The 20,941-nt window shown below is 61.0% G+C and carries 18 protein-coding genes; 11 read left to right on the top strand and 7 right to left on the bottom strand.

The annotated features are described in order from the left end of the window. Positions 1-9: 9 nt before the first annotated feature. The 5 genes from D3F03_RS09575 to D3F03_RS09555 all read left to right on the top strand — a co-directional run bounded on the left by D3F03_RS09575 (position 10) and on the right by D3F03_RS09555 (position 7,132). Positions 10-2,124, top strand: a complete 2,115-nt coding sequence (locus D3F03_RS09575; RefSeq protein ID WP_425453117.1) for a type IV pilus secretin PilQ — start codon at positions 10-12, stop codon at positions 2,122-2,124. Positions 2,125-2,151: 27 nt separating this feature from the next. Then, on the top strand, positions 2,152-3,693 hold the full coding sequence (locus D3F03_RS09570; RefSeq protein WP_119109135.1) for an Ig domain-containing protein: 1,542 nt from the start codon (positions 2,152-2,154) through the stop codon (positions 3,691-3,693). A 305-nt stretch (positions 3,694-3,998) separates the two neighbouring features. Continuing rightward, positions 3,999-4,538 (top strand): shikimate kinase, encoded by a 540-nt coding sequence (locus tag D3F03_RS09565; RefSeq protein WP_119109134.1) that lies wholly within the window; start codon positions 3,999-4,001, stop codon positions 4,536-4,538. 247 nt (positions 4,539-4,785) lie between these two features. Further along, entirely contained in the window at positions 4,786-5,883 is a 1,098-nt protein-coding gene (aroB, locus tag D3F03_RS09560) for a 3-dehydroquinate synthase (RefSeq protein ID WP_119109133.1), read from the top strand. 79 nt (positions 5,884-5,962) lie between these two features. Further along, complete coding sequence (locus D3F03_RS09555; protein ID WP_245960562.1) at positions 5,963-7,132, top strand: deoxyguanosinetriphosphate triphosphohydrolase; 1,170 nt, start codon at positions 5,963-5,965, stop codon at positions 7,130-7,132. A 35-nt stretch (positions 7,133-7,167) separates the two neighbouring features. Here the strand turns inward: D3F03_RS09555 and D3F03_RS09550 are convergent, their stop codons facing one another. Then, complete coding sequence (locus D3F03_RS09550; RefSeq protein ID WP_119109131.1) at positions 7,168-8,244, bottom strand: ABC transporter ATP-binding protein; 1,077 nt, start codon at positions 8,242-8,244, stop codon at positions 7,168-7,170. Positions 8,245-8,265: 21 nt separating this feature from the next. Between D3F03_RS09550 and D3F03_RS09545 the strand changes: the two genes are divergently transcribed. After that, a complete protein-coding gene (locus tag D3F03_RS09545) occupies positions 8,266-9,939 on the top strand; it encodes an ABC transporter permease (RefSeq protein WP_119109130.1) in 1,674 nt (557 codons plus the stop codon). A 57-nt stretch (positions 9,940-9,996) separates the two neighbouring features. Here the strand turns inward: D3F03_RS09545 and D3F03_RS09540 are convergent, their stop codons facing one another. Then, entirely contained in the window at positions 9,997-10,296 is a 300-nt protein-coding gene (locus tag D3F03_RS09540) for a DciA family protein (RefSeq protein ID WP_119109129.1), read from the bottom strand. 36 nt (positions 10,297-10,332) lie between these two features. Between D3F03_RS09540 and D3F03_RS09535 the strand changes: the two genes are divergently transcribed. The 5 genes from D3F03_RS09535 to D3F03_RS09515 all read left to right on the top strand — a co-directional run bounded on the left by D3F03_RS09535 (position 10,333) and on the right by D3F03_RS09515 (position 17,143). After that, positions 10,333-11,328: a M23 family metallopeptidase gene (locus D3F03_RS09535; RefSeq protein WP_119109128.1), complete on the top strand. Its 996-nt coding sequence runs from the start codon at positions 10,333-10,335 to the stop codon at positions 11,326-11,328. Positions 11,329-11,466: 138 nt separating this feature from the next. Then, the gene (gene secA / locus D3F03_RS09530) at positions 11,467-14,226 is read left to right on the top strand and encodes a preprotein translocase subunit SecA (protein ID WP_119109127.1); all 2,760 of its coding nucleotides are present in this window, start codon (positions 11,467-11,469) and stop codon (positions 14,224-14,226) included. 186 nt (positions 14,227-14,412) lie between these two features. Beyond that, on the top strand, positions 14,413-15,642 hold the full coding sequence (gene argJ / locus D3F03_RS09525; RefSeq protein ID WP_119109126.1) for a bifunctional glutamate N-acetyltransferase/amino-acid acetyltransferase ArgJ: 1,230 nt from the start codon (positions 14,413-14,415) through the stop codon (positions 15,640-15,642). A gap of 44 nt (positions 15,643-15,686) precedes the next feature. Then, on the top strand, positions 15,687-16,565 hold the full coding sequence (locus D3F03_RS09520) for an ATP-binding protein (protein WP_119109125.1): 879 nt from the start codon (positions 15,687-15,689) through the stop codon (positions 16,563-16,565). A 149-nt stretch (positions 16,566-16,714) separates the two neighbouring features. Continuing rightward, the gene (locus tag D3F03_RS09515) at positions 16,715-17,143 is read left to right on the top strand and encodes an NUDIX domain-containing protein (RefSeq protein ID WP_119109124.1); all 429 of its coding nucleotides are present in this window, start codon (positions 16,715-16,717) and stop codon (positions 17,141-17,143) included. A gap of 37 nt (positions 17,144-17,180) precedes the next feature. On the opposite strand, the gene D3F03_RS09510 is transcribed toward D3F03_RS09515, so the two are convergent. The 5 genes from D3F03_RS09510 to D3F03_RS09490 are packed head-to-tail and all read right to left on the bottom strand — an operon-like array spanning position 17,181 to position 20,930. Continuing rightward, entirely contained in the window at positions 17,181-17,396 is a 216-nt protein-coding gene (locus D3F03_RS09510) for a DNA gyrase inhibitor YacG (RefSeq protein ID WP_119109123.1), read from the bottom strand. An 18-nt stretch (positions 17,397-17,414) separates the two neighbouring features. Further along, a complete protein-coding gene (gene zapD / locus D3F03_RS09505; protein ID WP_119109122.1) occupies positions 17,415-18,170 on the bottom strand; it encodes a cell division protein ZapD in 756 nt (251 codons plus the stop codon). A gap of 47 nt (positions 18,171-18,217) precedes the next feature. Next, on the bottom strand, positions 18,218-18,838 hold the full coding sequence (gene coaE / locus D3F03_RS09500) for a dephospho-CoA kinase (protein WP_119109121.1): 621 nt from the start codon (positions 18,836-18,838) through the stop codon (positions 18,218-18,220). Beyond that, positions 18,835-19,710 (bottom strand): prepilin peptidase, encoded by an 876-nt coding sequence (locus D3F03_RS09495; RefSeq protein WP_119109120.1) that lies wholly within the window; start codon positions 19,708-19,710, stop codon positions 18,835-18,837. Before D3F03_RS09495 ends, coaE begins: the two co-directional genes overlap by 4 nt. Continuing rightward, complete coding sequence (locus tag D3F03_RS09490; RefSeq protein WP_119109119.1) at positions 19,710-20,930, bottom strand: type II secretion system F family protein; 1,221 nt, start codon at positions 20,928-20,930, stop codon at positions 19,710-19,712. The genes D3F03_RS09495 and D3F03_RS09490 overlap by 1 nt, the downstream gene beginning before the upstream one ends. Between the last annotated feature and the right edge of the window lie 11 nt (positions 20,931-20,941).

The raw sequence follows: 20,941 nt of genomic DNA, 5'->3' as shown, positions 1-20,941 counted from the left end.
AATTTCAATATGATGAACTTTGCTCGCAGCGTGGCTTTCGCGACCGCTGCTACTCTTGTCTCTTCTCTCGCTTTTGCACAGGGCGCCATCAAATCTGTGACAGGATCGCTGCAAGGTGGCTCAGAAGTACTGCGTATTGATTTCACGCAGCCACTGGCAGCGCTCCCCACTGGGTTTGCCACTCAGTCACCTGCACGCATTGCACTTGATTTTCCTGGCGCAACCAGCGCATTGGACAAGCCTGTCGTGGATATCAACCAAGGTAACCTCAAAACTGTCAATGTCGTCCAAGCCCAAGGCCGTTCACGTGTGGTGCTCAACTTGAAGCAGCCAACGGCATACCGGACAGAGCTTCAGGGGGATGCATTGTTGGTTGTCCTGGAGCCTGTGGCATCTACCGGCAGCGCCTCTGCGCAGACGACGGTATTTTCGGAGTCCGGTAATAGCGATGTGTTGCCCATCAAGGATATCGATTTTCGACGTGGCCCTGATGGTTCCGGCAGAATTGTAGTGGCCTTGGCAAACAATCAGGTGGGCGTTGATTTGCGGCAGCAGGCCAGAACATTGACTGTCGATTTTCTTCGCTCTTCACTGGCTGAGGGATTGCGGAGAAAGTTGGATGTCACCGACTTTGGTACGCCGGTGCAGCGCATTACCACGACAGAGGACGGAGACCGCGTCCACATGGTGATTGAGCCGATCGGCGAGTGGGAGCACAGCGCCTACCAAAGCGACAACCAGTTTGTCGTTGAAGTTCGGCAGAAAAAGGTGGACCTGAGCAAGTTGACGCAAGGCCCTGGCTACAGCGGAGAAAAGCTTTCGCTGAATTTCCAGAACATTGAAGTGCGCTCCCTGCTGCAGGTGATTGCGGATTTCACCAACTTCAACATCGTGACATCCGACACTGTGACGGGCGCGCTCACGCTGCGGCTCAAGGATGTGCCTTGGGACCAAGCATTGCAGATCATCATGGACGCCAAGGGCCTGGGGATGCGCAAGACGGGTACGGTGCTGTGGATAGCGCCCAAGGACGAGATCGACGCGCGCACCAAGAAGGATTTTGAGGCAGCGCTGGAAATTCAAAAGCTGGAACCATTGCGCACGCAGGCATTTCAGCTCAACTACGCAAAAGCGACAGCGATGGTTGATCAGCTCACGTCCACTGGCAGTGGATCAAGCGGGGGCAACACAGTGCGCTTCCTTTCCGAGCGCGGCAGTGCCATCGCGGAGCCGCGCACGAACCAGCTCTTCGTCACCGATACCGCCGCCAAGATCGAGGAGGTGCGCAAGCTTCTGCTGTCACTGGACGTCGCCGTACGGCAAGTGCTGATCGAAGCGCGAATTGTCGAAGCCCGCGATACCTTCGGTCGTTCCCTCGGTGTTCGCCTGGGCGGGACAGATCTTCGCGCCAATAATGGCGGAACGGGCGGTTACGCCCTGGGCAATAACAACCGCGTGGCATTCGGGACCAGTTATAGCAACGCCGTTGCCAGCAGTGGCGCCGGGGGTACTACGGACGCCACCGGTAATTTCGTTAACTTGCCGGCATCCCTCTCGGGTGGCGATGCCGTGGGAAGCTTCGCTTTGTCCATCTTTAATGCGGCGGCAAACCGTTTTCTGACGCTGGAGTTATCGGCTCTTGAAGCGGATGGAAAAGGCAAAATCGTATCCAGCCCGCGCATCATCACGGCCGATCAGACCAAGGCGCTGATTGAGCAAGGGACGGAATACCCTTACTCTGTCACAGCGCCAAACGGTGCTACCACAATTGCTTTCAAGAAAGCAGTGTTGAAACTGGAAGTTACTCCCCAGATCACGCCAGAAGGCGATATTATTCTCGACCTTGATATCAACAAGGACAGCCGGGGCGAAACCACGACGCAGGGCGTCGCCATCGATACCAAGCATATCGTCACCCAGATTCTTGTGGAAAATGGTGGCACGGTTGTGATTGGCGGCATCTTCGAGATGGAGGAGACCAATCAGGAAAATAAGATTCCATTCCTTGGAGACGTTCCGGTGATGGGGAATCTCTTCAAGAGCAGGACCAAGGAATCCACGAAGCGTGAGATGCTCGTCTTCATCACGCCCAAGGTGATTTCGGATCGTGGTCCCGTGCGATAAATCAAGATTTAAACTGAGGTGAGAAAAATGAGAAAGTTATTTGGCGTTGCTGCCCTGGTAATCTCTTCGGTGTTGACTGCCTGCGGTGGAGGTGGAGGGAGCCCAGGGGACACCAAACTACCCTACACCATCACGCTGACGGCGGACAAAACTCAATTACCTATCAATATTTCCAGTCAAGCTGCAAGTATTGGAGCCTATGCAACTTATACCACAACGTTGTATGTGAATGCCTTTGAAGGCGGAGCCCCAATTCAAGGCGGGAAAGATATTTTTGCCTGTAATATTTCCCAGGGACTGGATTCTGGGGTTTTGTATTATCTTGACGGTGATAAGTCCCATGAGGACGATAATGGAAATCCGCTGGCTTACCGATCCATCACGCTAGGGGCGAACTCTGGTGGAAACTCCTTTCACTTTCATGCCGGCACTAAGTCAGGCACGGCGCGGGTGACCTGTTCGGTTACTAATCCTGCGGACAATCAGGTCTCCAGCGCAAGCGTCGATATTGTTGTCGGTGCTGCGACGGGCAAACCGGCGAGCGTGATTGCCTCGGCGCAGGAACCGAAATATCTCGGATCTCAAGGAAATGTAAGCTTAATTAGAAATAACGTTGGTATTCAGGCATTTATCATGGATGATGCCAATCAGCCGATTCCAAACCCAAGCGCGGCCAATGTTCAAATCAGCATTCGCCCCTTCGCCTCGGCTAGTGACGCTTCAGCTGGTGCGCGTCTTTTGTCGGGTTCTCAATCAGGCAGCGTTCTCCAAGTGCGCACTATTGGCGGTACTGGCTTGATTTCACTATCTAGTGGCCCCAATTCTGGCGTAATTTTACTTGAATTTACGACTGATCGCTTCGATAATGATGTGAGTAATGGCATTCAAGACCCGGTAACTTCTCTTCTGGCTGTGGGTGTCTACGACGCTATTTCTGCGACTCCACTGTCTATTGCTGCAACTACGTTGCCTGGAGCTCAAGTGGGTGTACCCTTCGCATATGTGTTGCAGGCAAGTGGGGGCACGCCACCGTATAGTTGGGTTGCTACTGCAGGTCTACCAAGTGGCTTGACACTTGGCAGTTCTGGGGTGCTTCAAGGCACTCCTTCAGTAGAGGGCTCCTACAACATCGTTGTCACTGTTACTGATAGCTTGGGTGCGACAACAACGCAAAATATGGCGATCACAGTCGCCGCAGCGGCTGTGGTAACGCCGCCCACCCCCACTGCGCCGGCTCAGGCGCCTCTGACGATCACTGGTTGCACGGGTAGTGCCACAACCGTATGCCAACTGCCTAACGCAACTGCAGACATGCTTTATTTGTACGCGTTTTCTGCTACAGGGGGGGATGAAACCAAGCCTGTGACGTGGAATTTCACTCCCGCAACACCTGCATGGCTGACAGCTACCCAGGTAGGAAACAATGGCGTAATCAGTGGAACGCCTGTCAGCCCCGTTCCAGCAGCTCAATGCAGTGTAAGTTTTCTGGCAACTGCCACACGCGATACCTTATCAGTGAGTCGTCAGATACTGGTTAAGTTGGCTAGCGGTAGCGGTGGTTGCCCTTGATCAATTGAGTTTGCCGCTGGAGCTATGGATTGGAGCAGCTTCAGTGGCGACAGACCATATGGGGCGTAAGCCCCATTTTTTATGAATTTCCTCTTTCTCCTCAGCACCCGATCACGGGCTAGATTCGTAGCAATAGAAATTTGAGTGGAATTGGCTTTGTTTTACCTGCTAAATTGGAGATTTTCGTTTTAATCGCGAATGTATCGAAGATACTGGACAGAAAATTGTTGAGATTTTATTGTGGCAGACATGAAACCTTATTTGAGGCGAGCCTGCAAGCAGGATAGTCCGTGTCGCATGTTCATATGATTGCTCTTATCGGCATGCCTGGCAGTGGAAAATCCACGGTTGGACGCTATTTAGCCCGTAGGCTCGGCTTCACTTTTTTCGATACTGATCAAGAAATTGAGCGGCGTCTGGGGTGTTCCATTCGTGACTACTTCGAGCGCGAGGGGGAGCAGCAATTTCGTGCTTTGGAAGAAACCGTTATCGATGAGCTAACGGCCGCCAATCGTTTTGCAGTGATATCGACTGGAGGTGGTGCCGTGCTTCGCCCTGTGAACCGCCATCATCTGCATGAGCGTACTCGGGTAATTTACCTGCATGCCTTGCCCGAGGATATTTACCGACGCCTGCGCCACGACACCACGCGGCCCTTGCTGCAAACCGCCAATCCCCTGGAGCGGCTGCGCAGCCTGTATGCCGAGCGTGACCCGCTGTACCGCGAAACAGCGCATTTCGTGATTGAAACCGGCCGCCCGTCGGTCGCGACCTTGGTGAACATGGTCGTGATGCAACTGGAACTGGGCAGCGTTGTGCCGCCTGGTGATAAGGCGCACCCATAACCAAGACGCTATCCCACTGCCCGCTTCGCCTCGCCGTGGCCGATTCCTTGGAAGGGCCAGCGACTGTGTCGCCTGTGCCCTCTGGAGCGGGGCGCCCCCACACACCAGCCTGGATAAGCCGCCCCCCACGACATTCATGTCCTACACTTTGCGTGCCATGTCCTCTTCGATTCACATCCACGACGCCACGCTGTCCCGCGATCGCGCAGGCGCTGCACCTTCTGTTGGCTAGCCCGTATCCACGAACATGCAAACTGTCTTTATTGAGCTGGGCGACCGCAGCTACCCTATCGTTATCGGCCCAGGCCTTTTGGGCATGGCAAGCAGCTTTGCCACACTGCCGCCGGCAACGTCCGCGCTCATTGTCACCAACACAACGGTGGAGCCCCTGTACGCCCAAGCCTTGCGCACCAGCCTGGAGGCGAAGTACGCGAAAGTGCATGGGGTAGTCTTGCCGGATGGCGAAGAGCACAAATCATGGACCACGCTGAACCTGATTTTTGATGCCTTGCTGTCCCAGGGCTGCGACCGCACAACCATCCTGTTCGCCTTGGGCGGCGGTGTGGTCGGCGATATGACGGGCTTCGCTGCCGCGTGCTACATGCGCGGCGTGCCATTTGTGCAAGTGCCCACCACCTTGCTCGCGCAAGTGGATTCTTCCGTGGGCGGCAAGACGGGTATCAACCACCCGCTGGGCAAGAACATGCTGGGTGCGTTCCACCAGCCGCTGCTGGTGGTCTGTGATCTGGCCACCCTCGCTACCCTGCCGGCGCGCGAGCTGAGTGCAGGTCTGGCCGAGGTGATCAAGTACGGGCCTATCTACGATATGGCATTCATGGGGTGGCTTGAGGCCCACATGGATGCGCTGCGCGCACGCGATCAGGCGGCGCTTGCCCATGCGGTGCGGCGCAGTTGCGAGATCAAAGCCGAGGTGGTGGCCCAGGACGAGCGCGAATCGGGCCTGCGCGCCATTCTCAACTTTGGCCACACCTTTGGGCATGCCATTGAGTCTGGCATGGGCTACGGCGTGTGGTTGCACGGCGAGGGCGTTGGCGTTGGCATGCTGATGGCCGCCGAGCTCTCTCGTCGCCTGAATTTGCTGGATGCGGCGTTCTGCGCGCGCCTGCGCGCCTTGGTCGAGCGGGCCGGCCTCCCGGTGCGGGCACCGGTGCTGGATGCGCAGGACAACGCCGGGCGCTATCTCGAATTGATGCGGGTGGACAAGAAGGCGCAGGCAGGTGACATCCGCTTTGTGCTGATCGACGGCCCAGGCAAGGCCGTGGTGCGCGGGGCACCCGATGCCTTGGTGCGTGAGGTGATCGACCTGTGCTGCGCCACCGACTGAGGCACAAGCTTGGCAAAGCCCTTGAATGCTATTGAATACATAGCTGTATGCGCATATGGAATAAGCGCTAGAGGCAGATTTGACTGATATTTTTGGTTTGGCCGCCTATGCCTGCCATGCGGCGGGCACCCGCGGACGCAGGCATCCCGAAGCGCCCGCGCCCACGCGCAGCGACTACCAGCGCGACCGCGACCGCATCGTGCATTCCTCGGCCTTTCGGCGCCTGGTCTACAAGACGCAGGTGTTCCTCAACCATGAGGGAGACCTGTTTCGCACCCGGCTGACGCACTCGCTCGAAGTGGCGCAACTGGCCCGCTCGGTGGCGCGCTCGCTGCGCCTGAACGAAGACCTGGTGGAGGCCATCGCCCTGGCGCATGACCTGGGCCACACGCCTTTTGGCCACGCTGGGCAGGATGCCTTGAACCATTGCATGCGCTCGCATGGCGGTTTTGAGCACAACCTGCAAAGCCTGCGTGTGGTGGACAAGCTGGAGCTGCGCTACCCGCAGTTTGCTGGCCTCAACCTCACATTCGAGACGCGCGAAGGCATTTTGAAACATTGCTCGCGCACGAATGCCCAGGCCCTGGAGGCCGAAGAGCCTGGCGGTGTCGGCGCCCGGTTCCTGGAACATCGCCAACCCAGCTTGGAGGCCCAGTTGGCCAATCTGGCCGACGAGATCGCCTACAACGCCCACGACATCGACGATGGCGTGCGTTCGGGGCTCATCACGCAAGAACAACTGCAGCAGGTGCCGCTCTTTGCGCGCTACCGGGCGCAGGCGCTGAGTGAGTACCCTTCGCTCGATATGCCCGATCACCAGCGCCGCCTGCTCTACGAAACCATTCGCCGCATGCTCAGCGCGCAGGTCTACGACGTCATTGCGGCGACCCAGGCGGCACTGGCGCGCGCCACGCCGGCCGATGTGGACGGCGCCCGCCATGCCGAGCCCTTGATTTGCTTCAGCCCGGAGATGCGCAGCGAGTCGCAGGCGCTCAAGCGCTTTCTCTTCGACAACCTGTACCGGCATCCGCAGGTTGTGGCGACCACGGACAATGCCCAAGTCGTGGTGCGTGAGTTGTTCCAGGCCTATCTTTCCGACCCGAAGGCGATGAAGCCTGGTTACCTCGCCCGCGCTGCCGCAGCGCCAGGGCAATGTGAACGGGTGGTGGCGGATTTCATCGCCGGTATGACGGACCGCTTTGCCGCGGCGGAACACGAGCGGATCACGGGCCGCAGGTTGCTCGTCTGAGCAGGCTTGGTGCGTGGCTGGAGGCCGCAGCGGTCTCAGGCGTTCACTGCCTCACGGGCGAATGTGACGACATGGTCGGCTTGCACGCGCACGCCAATCCATTCGCCAATGGCATGGTCGTGGTGGCTGGGCACATGGGCCTGTAGCTGCAAGCCGCCCTGCATCTGCAAGGTGTAGAGAAACTCGGCGCCTCGAAACGCCTTGCGCAGCACGCGGGCTTTCACGGGCGATGCATCGTCGTGCACGATATCGTCGGCGCGCAGCAGCACGTCACACTTGCCATCTGCATAGTGCGAAGGCAGGGGGCAATCGGTCAGGTTCTGCAAGCTGCCCAGGGCGGTATGCACGGCAACACCCGTCTGCCTTTGCTCAAGCGAGGCCGGCACGAAGACGCCGTGCCCGATGAAGTTGGCGACAAACCGGGTGGCGGGGCGGTGGTAGAGGCTGTAGGCATCGTCCCATTGCTCCAGCTTGCCGGCCTGCATGACGCCAATCAGGTCGCCAATGGCAAAAGCTTCCAGTTGATCGTGCGTGACAAACAACGCTGTGGCGTCTGCTGCCTTGAGAATGTCACGCATTTCGTGCGCCAGACGCTCGCGCAAGCCCACATCAAGATTGGAAAAGGGCTCATCCAGCAGCATCAGTTTGGGTTGGGGTGCCAAAGCGCGCGCCAGCGCCACACGCTGCTGCTGTCCGCCTGAGAGTTCGTGGGGGTAGCTTCCCTGGCGGCCCGGAAGACCCACCAAATCCAGGACCTCGCCAATGCGGTGGGTTTGTGCGTGGCGCTCCATGCCGTGCAAGCCAAACGCAATATTGCGGCCCACGTCCAGGTGAGGGAACAGCGCGTAGTCCTGAAACACCATGCCGATGTGCCTTGCCTCGGGAGGCACACCGTGGCCCGGGCAACTCACACATTCGCCAGCCAGCCGCACTTCACCGTGTTCAACGGGCGCCAGCCCGGCCACCGCGCGCAAGAGCGTGGTCTTGCCGCAGCCAGAGGGCCCGATCAGAACGCCAATGCTGCCAGCGGGCAGGCCCAGGCTGACGCCATCGACTGCCGGGGTGTTTTGATCCGGGTAGCGCACACCCAGATTTGATAGCTGCAGGAACATTCATCCATTTTATGTTTGTAAATGCGTAAAATTCTCATTTGCATTGAACTGGCGTTGCCGCGCACCTTCCGACTTCCTATCTTGCTTACCTTCCGCGCGGTATTGCGTCACCTTCCCTTGTTGCTGATTGCCGGCGTGCTTGGTTTGCCTGTCCTCGCCTTGCTGGGCGCGTGGTTGCCGGGCACAGCGTCTACGGCGCCATTGCCTGTGCTCAGGGCCATGGCCGAGACGGTGCTGCCGGGGTACCTGTGGACGACGCTCTGGCTGGCGCTAGGCGTCGGCGTTGGGACTGCGGTCGTGGGAACCGGCGCAGCCGTCGCTGTCACCTTGTTTGATTTTCCAGGCCGGCGCAGTTTCGAATGGCTGCTCCTCCTGCCGCTGGCGATGCCCGCCTATGTCACGGCCTACGCATACACCGATTTCCTTCAATTCAGTGGGCCTTTGCAGACATGGGCTCGGACGGCCTTTGGGCTGGAAGGGCGTTTGCTGCCGGAAGTACGCAGCCTGGGCGGCGCCGTACTGGTCTTCGTGGTGTCTCTCTATCCTTATGTGTACTTGCTGGCGCGCACGGCGTTGGCCGAGCGCGTTCCCCAATTGATGGAGGCCGCGCGCATGCTCGGCGCACCACTCTCGCGCCGCATTGCCGAAGTGGCATTGCCACTGGCCCGCCCGGCGGTGGCGGCTGGCGTGGCACTTGCCTTGATGGAGACGCTGGCGGACTTTGGCGTCACCAGCTACTTTGGCATCCAGACGTTCAGCACCGCCATCATCAAGGCCTGGCTGGCAATGGACGACCCGCGTGTCGCGGCGCAGCTCTCGACCATGCTGCTGGCATTCGTGCTGGTGCTGTTGTGGCTGGAGCGCCGCGCGCAACGGCGTTTGCGTTTCAGCATCCGCGGGGCGGGTGGGGCAGCTGCTGTGCCGACAGCATTGTCCGGCTGGGGCACCGTGCTTGCGTGGTTGGTGTGCGGCCTGCCTGTTGTGCTGGGGTTTGCCGCGCCGGTGGGCTTCATGCTGCGGCCCCTGGCGGCCGATTGGTCGGTACTGCCCTGGGAGCGTTTTCTGGAATGGGCAGGGAACAGTGTGCGGCTCGGCGGCATCACCGCTGCGCTGGCGTTGGGTCTCGCGCTGGCGCTCGGGTTTGCCGGGCGCCGTACGCCGCAAGGGCCGGGTCGTTTCGTGGCGCGCCTGGTGGGCGTGGGCTACGCAGTGCCGGGCGCCGTCATTGTCGTTGGCGTATTGCTGCCTGTCGCCTGGATTCAGCAGCAATTTCCGCACCTGGGGCTTGCGGCAGTCGTTACCACGACAGCGGTGGGCATCGTCTGGGCCTACCTGGTGCGTTTTTGCGCCGTGGCACTGCAAAGCGTGGAAAGCGGCTATGCCCGCCTGCCCACTAGCCTGGACGAAAGCGCCCGGTTGCTGGGGGCCGGCAGTATCCGCCTGGCCCGCGAGGTGCATTGGCCCTTGCTCAAGCGCGCTGCGGCAGCGGGCGCGCTGCTGGTATTTGTCGACGTGATGAAAGAGCTGCCCGCCACCATGGTGCTGCGGCCGTTCAACAGCGATACGCTGGCGGTGGTGGCCTACCAGCTGGCGCGCGACGAGCGCCTGGGCGAAGCAGCACTGCCTTCACTCGCGCTGGTGCTGGTCGGGCTGGTGCCGGTGCTGCTGCTGAGCCGTGCCCTGCGCAGTCGCTAGCAGGCGCGAAGGTGTCCGAAGCATTTTCCGCCCTTGACCAGAGCATCTGCAGGCGCCCTAAGTTTGAACTTTCAGGCGAATCGCGCTAACCTCCCACCCCTTGCTGCGCAAATGGGCTTCCAGGGCGGGCAGCAACTGGCGCAGTTTGGCAGCGGCAGCGTTGCCCTGGACAAGCAGGCACCAGGTCGTACCGTCAATGGGTCCGGCGCGCAAAGACGCCCGGAGCGCCGGGGGAACCAGCGGTTCGATGGCATTCAGGCGTGCGCTTGAATCGCGCGCAAGGCTCGTGAGTTGGGCCAAGACAGGCGCCTCCTCGGCGGCCTGCTGAAAAGTCACGGCATGGTGGCGGCGGTGCATAAACAAAGGCAGAAGCCACGCAGTTAAAGGCGGCAAATGCAGGTAATTATCATGGACGCGCGTCTTGCGCGCAGCCGGACGCTGACACTTTCCGGTACGCGCCTGGTTCTAGCGGGTTTGGTGTTTTCGCTGGTGTTGATGTGCGTGGCCGCAGGCCTCTACCACCTGGTATTTTTGAAGGGTGCACGCGAAGGCTGGCCCGTCATTGGCGATTTGGTTCGCCTGGTCGTCAAGGACGATACCGATCAGCGCAACCGCTTCGTGCGCCAGAACCTGGACGCCATGGCGCGCAAGGTCGGAGAAATGCAGGCACGCATGGTGCAACTGGAGTCGCTCAGCGACCGGGTCTCCGGTCTGGCCGGAATCCCTTTGCCAGCGAGCACGGGTGACAAACCCGGCAAGGCGCCGGGGCAGGGCGGCGTGCTGGTGGCGAGCCGTCCGCTCAGCATGGACGAGTTGCAGCGCACGTTGGATGAGCTGGACGCGATCAGCGGCCAACGGGCAGACTTGATGACGGTGCTCGAATCGCGCTTGCTCGACCAACTCCTGAGCAAGCACATGATTCCTACCCAAGAACCGGTTCCTGGCCATATGGTGGGCTCGGGATTTGGTTGGCGCATCGATCCGATCACAGGTCGATCGGCGCTGCACACCGGCCTGGATTTCCCTGCTGCGACAGGGTCCGCTATCCTGGCGGCGGCCGGCGGCGTGGTCGTGACCCAGGAGTTTCACCCAGAGTACGGCAATATGGTCGAGATTGACCACGGGAATCAGGTGATCACACGCTATGCGCATGCGTCCCGGGTGTTTGTTCGCCGCGGCGACTTGGTGCGGCGCGGGCAGAAAATCGCACTGGTAGGCACCACCGGCCGTTCCACCGGGCCCCACCTGCATTTCGAAGTCTGGGTGCAGGGTGTATTGCAGGATCCGAAGAAATTCCTCGCTGCAGGCGACGCCGCTACGCGCGCCCAGTCGGTGACTGCCAGTGTTGCGCCAATCGCAGGCGCTGCCACCCCGGTGGCGCGCAGGTAAAATCCCCTCCTTTCGGGTCCGAGTGCCTGGGGCGCAAGGTTTGCTTGCAGTTCCCGCTTTCGGCCTCATTTGACCCACTTCTTCACAGGGATTGCGGATTTTTCGCGCGCTCACCCGTCGCGAGAGGTCCATGTCTGAATGGCCACCAACTTTCTCACCAAAATTTTCGGCAGCCGCAACGATCGCCTGCTCAAGCAGTACCGCAAGACGGTTGCGCGCATCAACGAACTGGAGCCCGCCTACGAGGCGCTGAGCGACGAGGCTTTGCGTGCCAAGACAGAGGAATTCAAGCAGCGCGTGGCAGGCGGCGAGCATCTGGACGCACTTTTGCCGGAAGCCTTCGCCGTGGTGCGCGAGGGCTCCAAGCGGGTGATGAAAATGCGCCATTTCGACGTGCAGCTGATCGGCGGCATGGCATTGCACTTTGGCAAGATTGCCGAAATGCGCACTGGCGAGGGCAAGACGCTGACCGCTACGCTCCCGGTGTACCTCAATGCCTTATCGGGCAAGGGGGTGCACGTGGTCACGGTGAACGACTACCTGGCCAGCCGCGACGCGCAGTGGATGGGGCGGCTGTACAACTTCCTGGGCCTGAGTGTGGGTATCAACCTGCCCAACATGCCGCGCGAGGAAAAGCAGGCGGCCTACGGTTCGGACATTACCTACGGCACGAACAACGAGTACGGCTTCGACTACCTGCGCGACAACATGGTGTACGAGGCGGGTGACCGCGTGCAGCGCGGGCTCAACTACGCCCTCATCGACGAGGTCGATTCCATCCTGATCGACGAGGCGCGCACGCCGCTGATCATCAGCGGCCAGGCCGAAGACCACACCGCGATGTATGTGGCGATGAACAAAGTGGTGCCGCTGCTGGTGCGCCAGGAGGGCGAAGAGGACCCGCGCACTGGCGAGGGCGTCATCAAGCCGGGCGACTTCACGGTGGATGAGAAAACCCACCAGGTGTTCCTGACCGAGCAAGGCCACGAAACGGCCGAGCGCGTGCTGGCGCATCAGGGGCTGATCCCCGAGGGTGCGTCGCTGTACGACCCTGCCAACATCAGCCTGATGCACCATTTGTACGCGGCGCTGCGCGCCAACCACCTGTACAACCGCGACCAGCACTATGTGGTGCAGGGCGGCGAGGTGGTCATCGTCGATGAATTCACCGGCCGGCTGATGGCCGGGCGCCGTTGGAGCGACGGCCTGCACCAAGCCGTGGAGGCCAAGGAAGGCGTGGAAATTCAAGCCGAAAACCAGACGCTCGCGTCCATCACGTTCCAGAACTACTTCCGCCTCTACAGCAATCTGGGCGGTATGACCGGAACCGCCGATACCGAGGCCTACGAGTTCCAGGAGATCTATGGCCTGGAAACCATGGTCGTCCCGCCCAACCGCCCGAGCCGCCGTGAAGACCAGCTCGACCGCGTTTACAAGACCACGCGCGAGAAGTACGAGGCCGCCATTGCCGACATCCGCGAATGCCACGAGCGTGGCCAGCCTGTGCTGGTGGGGACGACGTCGATCGAAAACTCCGAAATCATCGACGAGATGCTCACCAAGGTGGGCCTGCCGCACCAGGTGCTCAACGCCAAGCAGCACGCACGCGAGGCCGATATCGTGGCCCAGGCGGGGCGGCTGGGGGTGATCACCATCGCCACCAACATGGCGGGCCGCGGCACCGACATCGTGCTCGGTGGCAACGTCGAGAAAGACATCGCCACCGTCGAGGCCGACGAGTCGCTGGACGAGGCTGCCAAGCAGGCCCGCATTGCCCAATTGCGCAGCGACTGGCAGCGCGACCATGAGCAGGTCAAGGAACTTGGCGGCCTGCGCATCATCGCCACCGAGCGCCACGAGTCGCGCCGCATCGACAACCAGTTGCGCGGTCGCTCGGGCCGCCAGGGCGACCCCGGTTCTTCGCGCTTCTACCTGAGCCTGGACGATTCGCTGATGCGCATTTTTGCCGGTGACCGGGTCAAGGCCATCATGGACCGTCTCAAGATGCCTGACGGCGAGGCGATTGAAGCGGGGATCGTCACACGCAGCATCGAATCGGCTCAGCGCAAGGTGGAAGCGCGCAACTTCGACGTGCGCAAGCAACTGCTTGAATACGACGACGTCGCCAACGACCAGCGCAAGGTCATTTACCAGCAGCGCAACGAAATTCTCGATGCCTCCGAGCTTGCCGATGTCATTGGCGCCATGCGCGACGACTGCCTGTCTGACCTGGTGCGTTTCTATGTGCCAGCGGAATCGGTGGAGGAGCAATGGAACCTGCCGGCGCTGGAAAAGGTGCTGGCTGATGATTGGCAACTGCCCCTGGAACTGCAAAAGGAAGTCGAAAGTTCCCACTCGATCACCGACGAAGACGTGCTCGAGCGCGTGCTCCAGGCCGCGCGCGACGCCTTTGACGCCAAGGTGGCCCTGGTGGGCGAAGCAAACTTCACCCAGTTCGAACGCGTCGTGCTGCTGCAAACCTTCGATACCAACTGGCGCGACCATTTGAGTGCGCTCGATTATTTGCGCCAGGGTATCCATTTGCGCGGCTATGCGCAGAAGCAGCCCAAGCAGGAATACAAGCGCGAAGCTTTCGAGTTGTTCCGCCAGCTCATCGACATGGTGAAGAACGAGGTCACCAAGGTGCTGATGACGGTGCAGATCCAGTCGCCGACGCAGCTCGACCAGGCCGCCGAAGACATGGAGCAGCGCGCCGAGAGCATCGCCAACGTCACCTACAGCGCTCCCAACGAGAGCGGCGATGCCGAAACCGTCGTCGACGAGCGCACGCTGCGCGTCCAGGAGAAGGTCGCTGCTGGCGGGCGCATCGGCCGCAACGACCCCTGCCCCTGTGGCAGTGGCAAGAAATACAAGCAGTGCCACGGGAAGCTGGCGTGACAACCCCCTGAGCCGCTTGCGCGGCTTCCCCCTTCTCTTGCAGCTGCGCTGCGCAAGGGGGACGGCACCGACGCTCTGGGGCGGCCCTTGCGCGGTGTCCACGGGTACGGGGGTGGGCCGTCTCATTGACCACTTGGCCTAAGTTTGCATTTTCAAGTGCATTTTTTAAGGTTTTTAAGGACAACCATGCCTGTGAATCTCTCTGCTCCCCTTGCATCTGACCTTCGCCCCATTGCAGGGATTCGTATCGGCACCGCTGAAGCGGGTATCAAAAAACCGGGGCGCAAAGACGTCACCGTCTTTCTGCTTGATGAAGGTGCCGCCGTGGCCAGCGTGTTCACGCAGAACCGCTTCTGCGCGGCTCCCGTGCAGGTGGCGCGCGAGCATCTGGCGAGCGGCAGCGCCATCCGCGCGCTGGTGATCAACACCGGCAACGCCAACGCGGGCACCGGCGCCGATGGCCTGGCGCGTGCCCGCCGCACCTGCACGGCTGCGGCGCAGGCGCTGGGCATCGCCGCGCAGCAGGTGCTGCCGTATTCCACCGGCGTGATCATGGAGCCGCTGCCCGTCGAGCGTATCGTGGCGGGCCTGCCCAATGCCATTGCCAACGCCGCTGCCGACCACTGGGGCACGGCGGCGCAGGCCATCATGACGACCGATACCGTGCCCAAGGCCTTCAGCGCCCAGGTGCAGATTGGCGGCGCCACGGTGTCCGTCACCGGTATCTCCAAGGGCGCCGGCATGATTCGCCCCAACATGGCGACCATGCTGGGCTTTCTGGCCACCGATGCCTGCGTGGCGCCGGCGCTGCTGCCGCGGCTGGTGCGCCAGTTGGCCGAGCAATCCTTCAACCGCATCACCATTGATGGCGACACCTCCACCAACGACTCGTTCACGCTGATCGCCACGCAGCGCGCCGGGAACGCTGAAATCACCTCGCTTGACAGCGCCGAAGGCCGGGCACTGGCCGCTGCGCTGGGCGATGTGGCGCGGCTTTTGGCGCAGGCTATCGTGCGCGACGGCGAAGGGGCGACCAAGTTCATCACCGTGCGCGTCGAAGGCGGTGCCAGCACAGAAGAGTGCCGCAAGGTGGCGTATGCCATCGCCCATTCACCGTTGGTGAAGACGGCCTTTTTCGCCAGCGACCCGAACCTGGGGCGCATTCTGGCGGCCGTCGGCTACGCGGGCATTGAAGACCTCGACCAGACGCGCATCGACCTGTACCTCGACGATGTGTTGGTTGCGCGCCAAGGGGGGCGCAACCCCGACTACCGCGAGGAAGACGGCCAGCGCGTCATGCAGCAGGCCGAAATCACGGTGCGCGTGCTGCTCGGCAGAGGCGACGCGCAGGACCAGGTTTGGACCTGCGATTTGAGCCACGACTACGTCAGCATCAACGCCGACTATCGCTCTTGATTCAATAGCTGTAAGCGCTTTACCCATAAGCGCTAGAGGCCAAAATGACCCATAATTTTGACCAGTTGATTGCCCGCGCAGAACAACTCATGGCGCGCATCGAGTTGGCCCTGCCGCAAGCTTTGTCCGCGCCCGATTGGTCGCAGGCCGTCGCCTGGCGCTACCGCAGGCGCGCCGGCGGCCATGGCCGGCTGGAACCGGTGCGCCACGTGGCTGCCATGGAACTCGGCCACCTCAAGGAAATTGATGGCCAGAAGGAAAAGATCCGGCGCAACACCGAGCAGTTCGTCCATGGCCAGCCGGCCAACAATGTGCTGCTCACGGGCGCGCGTGGAACCGGCAAGAGCTCGCTCATCAAGGCTTGCCTGAACACCTATGCCAGCGCCGGCCTGCGCCTGATCGAGGTGGACAAGGCCGATCTGACCGATCTGCCGGACATCATCGAAGTGGTCGCGGATCGGCCCGAGAAGTTCATCGTCTTCTGCGACGACCTGAGCTTCGAGGACGGTGAGCCGGGCTACAAGGCGCTCAAATCCATCCTCGACGGCTCGGTGGCCGCTGCCACGCCCAATGTGCTGATTTACGCCACCAGCAACCGCCGCCACCTGTTGCCCGAGTACATGCGCGAGAACCTCACCTACACGCACACCGACGACGGCGAAGTGCATCCGGGTGAAGGCGTGGAAGAGAAAATTTCGCTCTCCGAGCGCTTTGGCTTGTGGGTCAGCTTTTACCCGTTCAGCCAGGACGAGTACCTGGCAATTGCCGCGCAGTGGCTGGCCTCGTTCGGTGTAGCGACCACGGCGATTGAAGCGGCTCGGCCCGAGGCACTGGTCTGGGCGCTGGAGCGCGGCTCGCGCAGCGGGCGTGTGGCGTATCAATTTGCCCGTGACTATGCAGGAAAGCATGCAACGCCCCCCTGAGGCGCTTCGCGCCTTCCCCCCTCTCCTGCGGGAGGGGAGACGACGCCAGCGCAGCGGGGCGGCCCTTGCGCGGCGTCCACTGGCGGGGCCGCGCCAGTTGCGAGCGAAGCAGGTGCGCCATGCGTGAACAGCGGCCGCAGCCACCTGAGATGCGTCCGTACACGGAGGTTGCCGTTGGCATTTTGATCCGGGGCGACGGTGCGCTGCTGCTCACCAGCCGCCCGGAGGGCAAGGTCTACGCCGGCTATTGGGAGTTTCCTGGCGGCAAGCTCGAAGCGGGCGAGAGCGTGGAGCAGGCGCTGCGGCGCGAGCTGCAGGAAGAAATCGGCATCACCATTGGCCCGGCACAGGTCTGGAAGGTGACGGAGCACGATTACCCGCACGCCTTGGTGCGCCTGCATTGGTGCCGGGTGACCGAGTGGAGCGGCGCGTTCGAGATGCGCGAGGCCCAGCAGATGTGCTGGCAGCACTGGCCTGTCACGGTGCGGCCCGTGCTGCCGGGCGCCTTGCCGGTGCTTGAATGGCTGGCGCAGGAGCGCGGCTTGGCGTTTGACCCCGAAATACTACGAAATAAATAGCTGTCAGCGCTTGATGGTATTGCGCTAGAGCCCTATTTCATTCATTTTTTGTGCGGGGATCGCCGTACGGCGCATCGTCGGGTGGCGCCTCCGTCGGCATGCGAAATTCCTCGTTCGCCCAAGCCCCCAGATCCTGCTGCTTGCAGCGCTCACAGCAGAACGGCCGCCAAGGGTTGGCGCTGCTGTAGAGGCTTGGGCCGCCGCAGGCCGGGCAGACGACCTGGCGGGCTTTAAGGTCAGGAGGCTGCGCCATGCTGCGTCTTTCCGGTGCTCAGGCGCACAGTGTCAGCTCAAAGCTGACGTCCTGTGTACTGGCCGTGGCGTGCTCGCCGGGTTGTTCGTGCATCAAACGCACCGACACCATCAGCCGATTGCCGCTGATTTCGGGCACCACTTCCAGCGCTGGGTCAATGCGCAGCCGCAGGAGCTGAAAAGTGCGCCCTTGCGGCAGCGTTTGCTGCAACTGCCCGCGTTCGGCGACCATCTTTTGCGGCACGCCGGAGTCGCGCAGCAGCTTGAGCAGCAAAAACACCGCCTCGGCCAGCGGGGCCAGCGTGTGCGCCCACTCGGCCAGCGCCTGCTGGCGCTCTGCGGCAGGGCGGTGCTGCCAGGCGGCGTACGCGGGCAGGTCAAAACCGCAGGTGCCGCCGGGAATGCCGACGCGGCTTCGGATGGCCATGAGCCACTCGTTTTCGGTGAGCGACTGGCCCGCCTTGCCGGATTGCGCATTGAGCGCGGAAAAGCAGCCGTCGAGCTGGCGCACCACGCTGTCGAGTGCATCCAGAGAGATGGAAGGGTTGCCCCGGTAGCCGTCGAGCTGGTGCTTTTGCTTTTCAAGGTCCTTCATGACGTCGGACTTCAAGTCGGCCCGGGCCGCGACATCCATGACTTCGAAGATCGTCGTCAGGGCGAAATGGTGGTCCAGCGGATGCTCGCGGGCAATCAGTACGCCCAGGCGGCGAAACAGATGCTCAAGCCGCAGATACGTGCGGATGCGCTCGTTAAAGGGGTATTCGTACAGGATCACGCGGCCGGTTTTCTAAAGGTTGCGTTGGAGGGAGAACGCATTGGGAATCATAGCCCGAACCCCCGTGCGAACGTGCGGACCGCGTCGTCAAGCGCTGCCAAGGAGATGCAATCGTTGAAAAGCACTGCATCGGCCACGGCGCGCCTCTGGGCGCGGCTGGCTTGCGTGTCCAAAATACTTTGCACTTGCGCGCGCGGCATGCCACTGCGCCGCATGACGCGCTCTATCTGGGTCTCGGTACGGCAGTCCACCACCAGTACCGCGTCCAGTGCCGGGGCCCAGTGCCCTGATTCGACCAGCAAGGGAATGTCAAGTACCAATAGTCGAGCACCCGCCTGCAGCGCGGTGTCGGTACGCTCGGCAATGCCGCGCAGCACGAGGGGATGCACGATGGCCTCCAGGCGCGCGCGCGCCGATGGGTCGGCAAACACCAGGCTGCGCATGCGGGCGCGGTCTAAGGCGCCATCGCCATCCAGAAATTCTGGGCCGAAAGCTTCGGCAATGAGGGGAATCGCTGCGCCGCCGCTGGCAGTGCTTTCGCGGGAAAGGGCATCGGCGTCCAGAATTGCTGCACCAGCGCTGGCGAGCAATGCCGCCACCGTACTTTTACCGCTGCCAATGCCCCCTGTCAGACCAATGCGCGGTGCAGATGCCCGGCGCTGATTCACGGGCTCAAGGCGCCCAAAATCGCCCGTTGCACGGTGTCTGGGCCTAAGAACAAGGCAGCAAGTCCTGCGCCTACCAGGAATGGCCCGAACGGCACGTAGCCGCCCGCGCGCAGACGGCTGGCAAACTTCATGGCGATACCCACGCAGGCACCCACCACCGAGGCCATCAAGATCAAGGGCACTAGCGCCGGCCAGCCAAACCAGGCGCCCAGAGCGGCAAAGAGCTTGAAGTCCCCATAGCCCATCCCTTCCTTGCCCGTTGCCAGCTTGAAGGCCCAGTAGACCAGCCACAGCGAGAGATAACCGGCGGCGGCGCCCACCACGGAATGCTGCAGTGAAACCTCAATCCAGCCAGCTGCCGATGCGAGCAGCCCCGCCCACAGAAGCGGCAGTGTCAGGGCGTCGGGAAGCAAGGTAGTGTCCCAGTCAATAAACGCCATGGTCACCAACATGGCGCAGAAAAACGCCCATGCCATACCGCTGGCGCTGAGGCCAAAGCGCTCCCCGCAATAGAAAAATAAGCTCCCAACCAGCAACTCCACCAAAGGGTAGCGCATGCTGATGGAGGCGCCGCACGACGAGCACTTTCCGCGCAGTGCCACATAGCTGAGCACCGGAATGTTCTCGTACCAACGCAACTGGTGGGAGCACGCTTGGCAGTGCGAGCGTGGCAGCATCAGATTGAAGGGCTCAGACGGCGCCTGTGCAGCGGCTCCCTCCGGCACGGCGCGGGTGGCATATTCGGCCACCTCCTGCTCCCATTGGCGCTCCAGCATGCGGGGCAATCGGTAGATCACCACATTGAGAAAGCTGCCAATCAACAAGCCCAGAACGCCTGCAATGCTGGCGCCCCACCAGACCTCAGGCGGCATCAAATGACCTGGCCCAGTTTGAAGATGGGCAGGTACATCGACACCACGATGCCACCGATGAGGGAACCCAGCACCACGATGATGATGGGCTCCATCAGGCTGGAGAGGCCGGCCACCATGTCGTCGACCTCTGCCTCATAGAAGTCGGCCGCCTTGCCAAGCATGTGGTCGATGGAACCCGATTCCTCACCAATGGCACACATCTGCAGCACCATGGAGGGAAAAACATTGGCGTTCGTCATGGCAGCGGTCAGGCTGGTGCCGGTGGAGACCTCCTGCTGGATTTTGTTGGTTGCCAACGCATACACCGCATTCCCCGCAGCGCCTCCGACGGAGTCCAAGGCTTCCACCAGAGGAACGCCTGCAGCAAACATGGTCGAGAGCGTGCGTGTCCAGCGTGCTACCGCAGATTTGTCAATCAGAACACCAAAGATCGGGATCTTCAGCAGGGCGCGATCCATGAAGATCTGCATCTTTTCACTGCGCCGCCAAGCCTGCATGAAAAAATAAAAACCGCCTCCCAGTACGCCAAAGATCAGCCACCACCATTTTACAAAAATCTCACTAATTCCCATTACAAACAAAGTTGGGGCGGGTAAATCTGCACCAAAGGATGTGAAAACCTGTTTGAAAGACGGGATTACAAAAATCATGATCACCGTCACCACCACGAAAGCGACGATCACCACAGAAATAGGGTACATCAAGGCCGATCGGATTTTCGATTTGATGGCCTCGGTTTTTTCCATATACATGGCAAGGCGATCGAGCAGTGCTTCGAGAATACCTGCGGCCTCGCCAGCCTCCACCAAGTTGCAGTAGAGGCTATCAAAATACATCGGGTATTTGCGAAATGCACCATTGAGCGAGGTCCCGGTTTCTACATCGCTGCGAATATCGTTGAGCAATTTTCCCACGCTGACATTGGCGTTGCCACGGCCCACAATGTCAAAGGCTTGCAGCAGAGGGACGCCAGCCTTCATCATCGTCGCCATTTGGCGAGTGAACAACGCAATATCTTTGGGCTTGATCTTTTTCCCCGAGCGCATCTTGCGCTTCTTGATTTTGACGGGGAGAACGCCTTGACGTCGCAAGGTCGCCTGAACCTGGTTTTCGCCCAAGGCTCGAATCTCGCCACGGACGATTTTGCCGTTGCGATCCTTGCCTTCCCATTCGTAGACGTAGTCCTTGGCCCCTTGGGCAGATGCTGCAGTCGCCATTGCGGTCCCTA

Origin of the sequence: Simplicispira hankyongi (assembly GCF_003570885.1) — a bacterium.
In the GTDB taxonomy this organism is placed as follows: Bacteria; Pseudomonadota; Gammaproteobacteria; order Burkholderiales; family Burkholderiaceae_C; genus Simplicispira; species Simplicispira hankyongi.
Note: the sequence above shows the minus strand (reverse complement) of the source record. Positions and strands in the feature narration are given on the sequence as shown.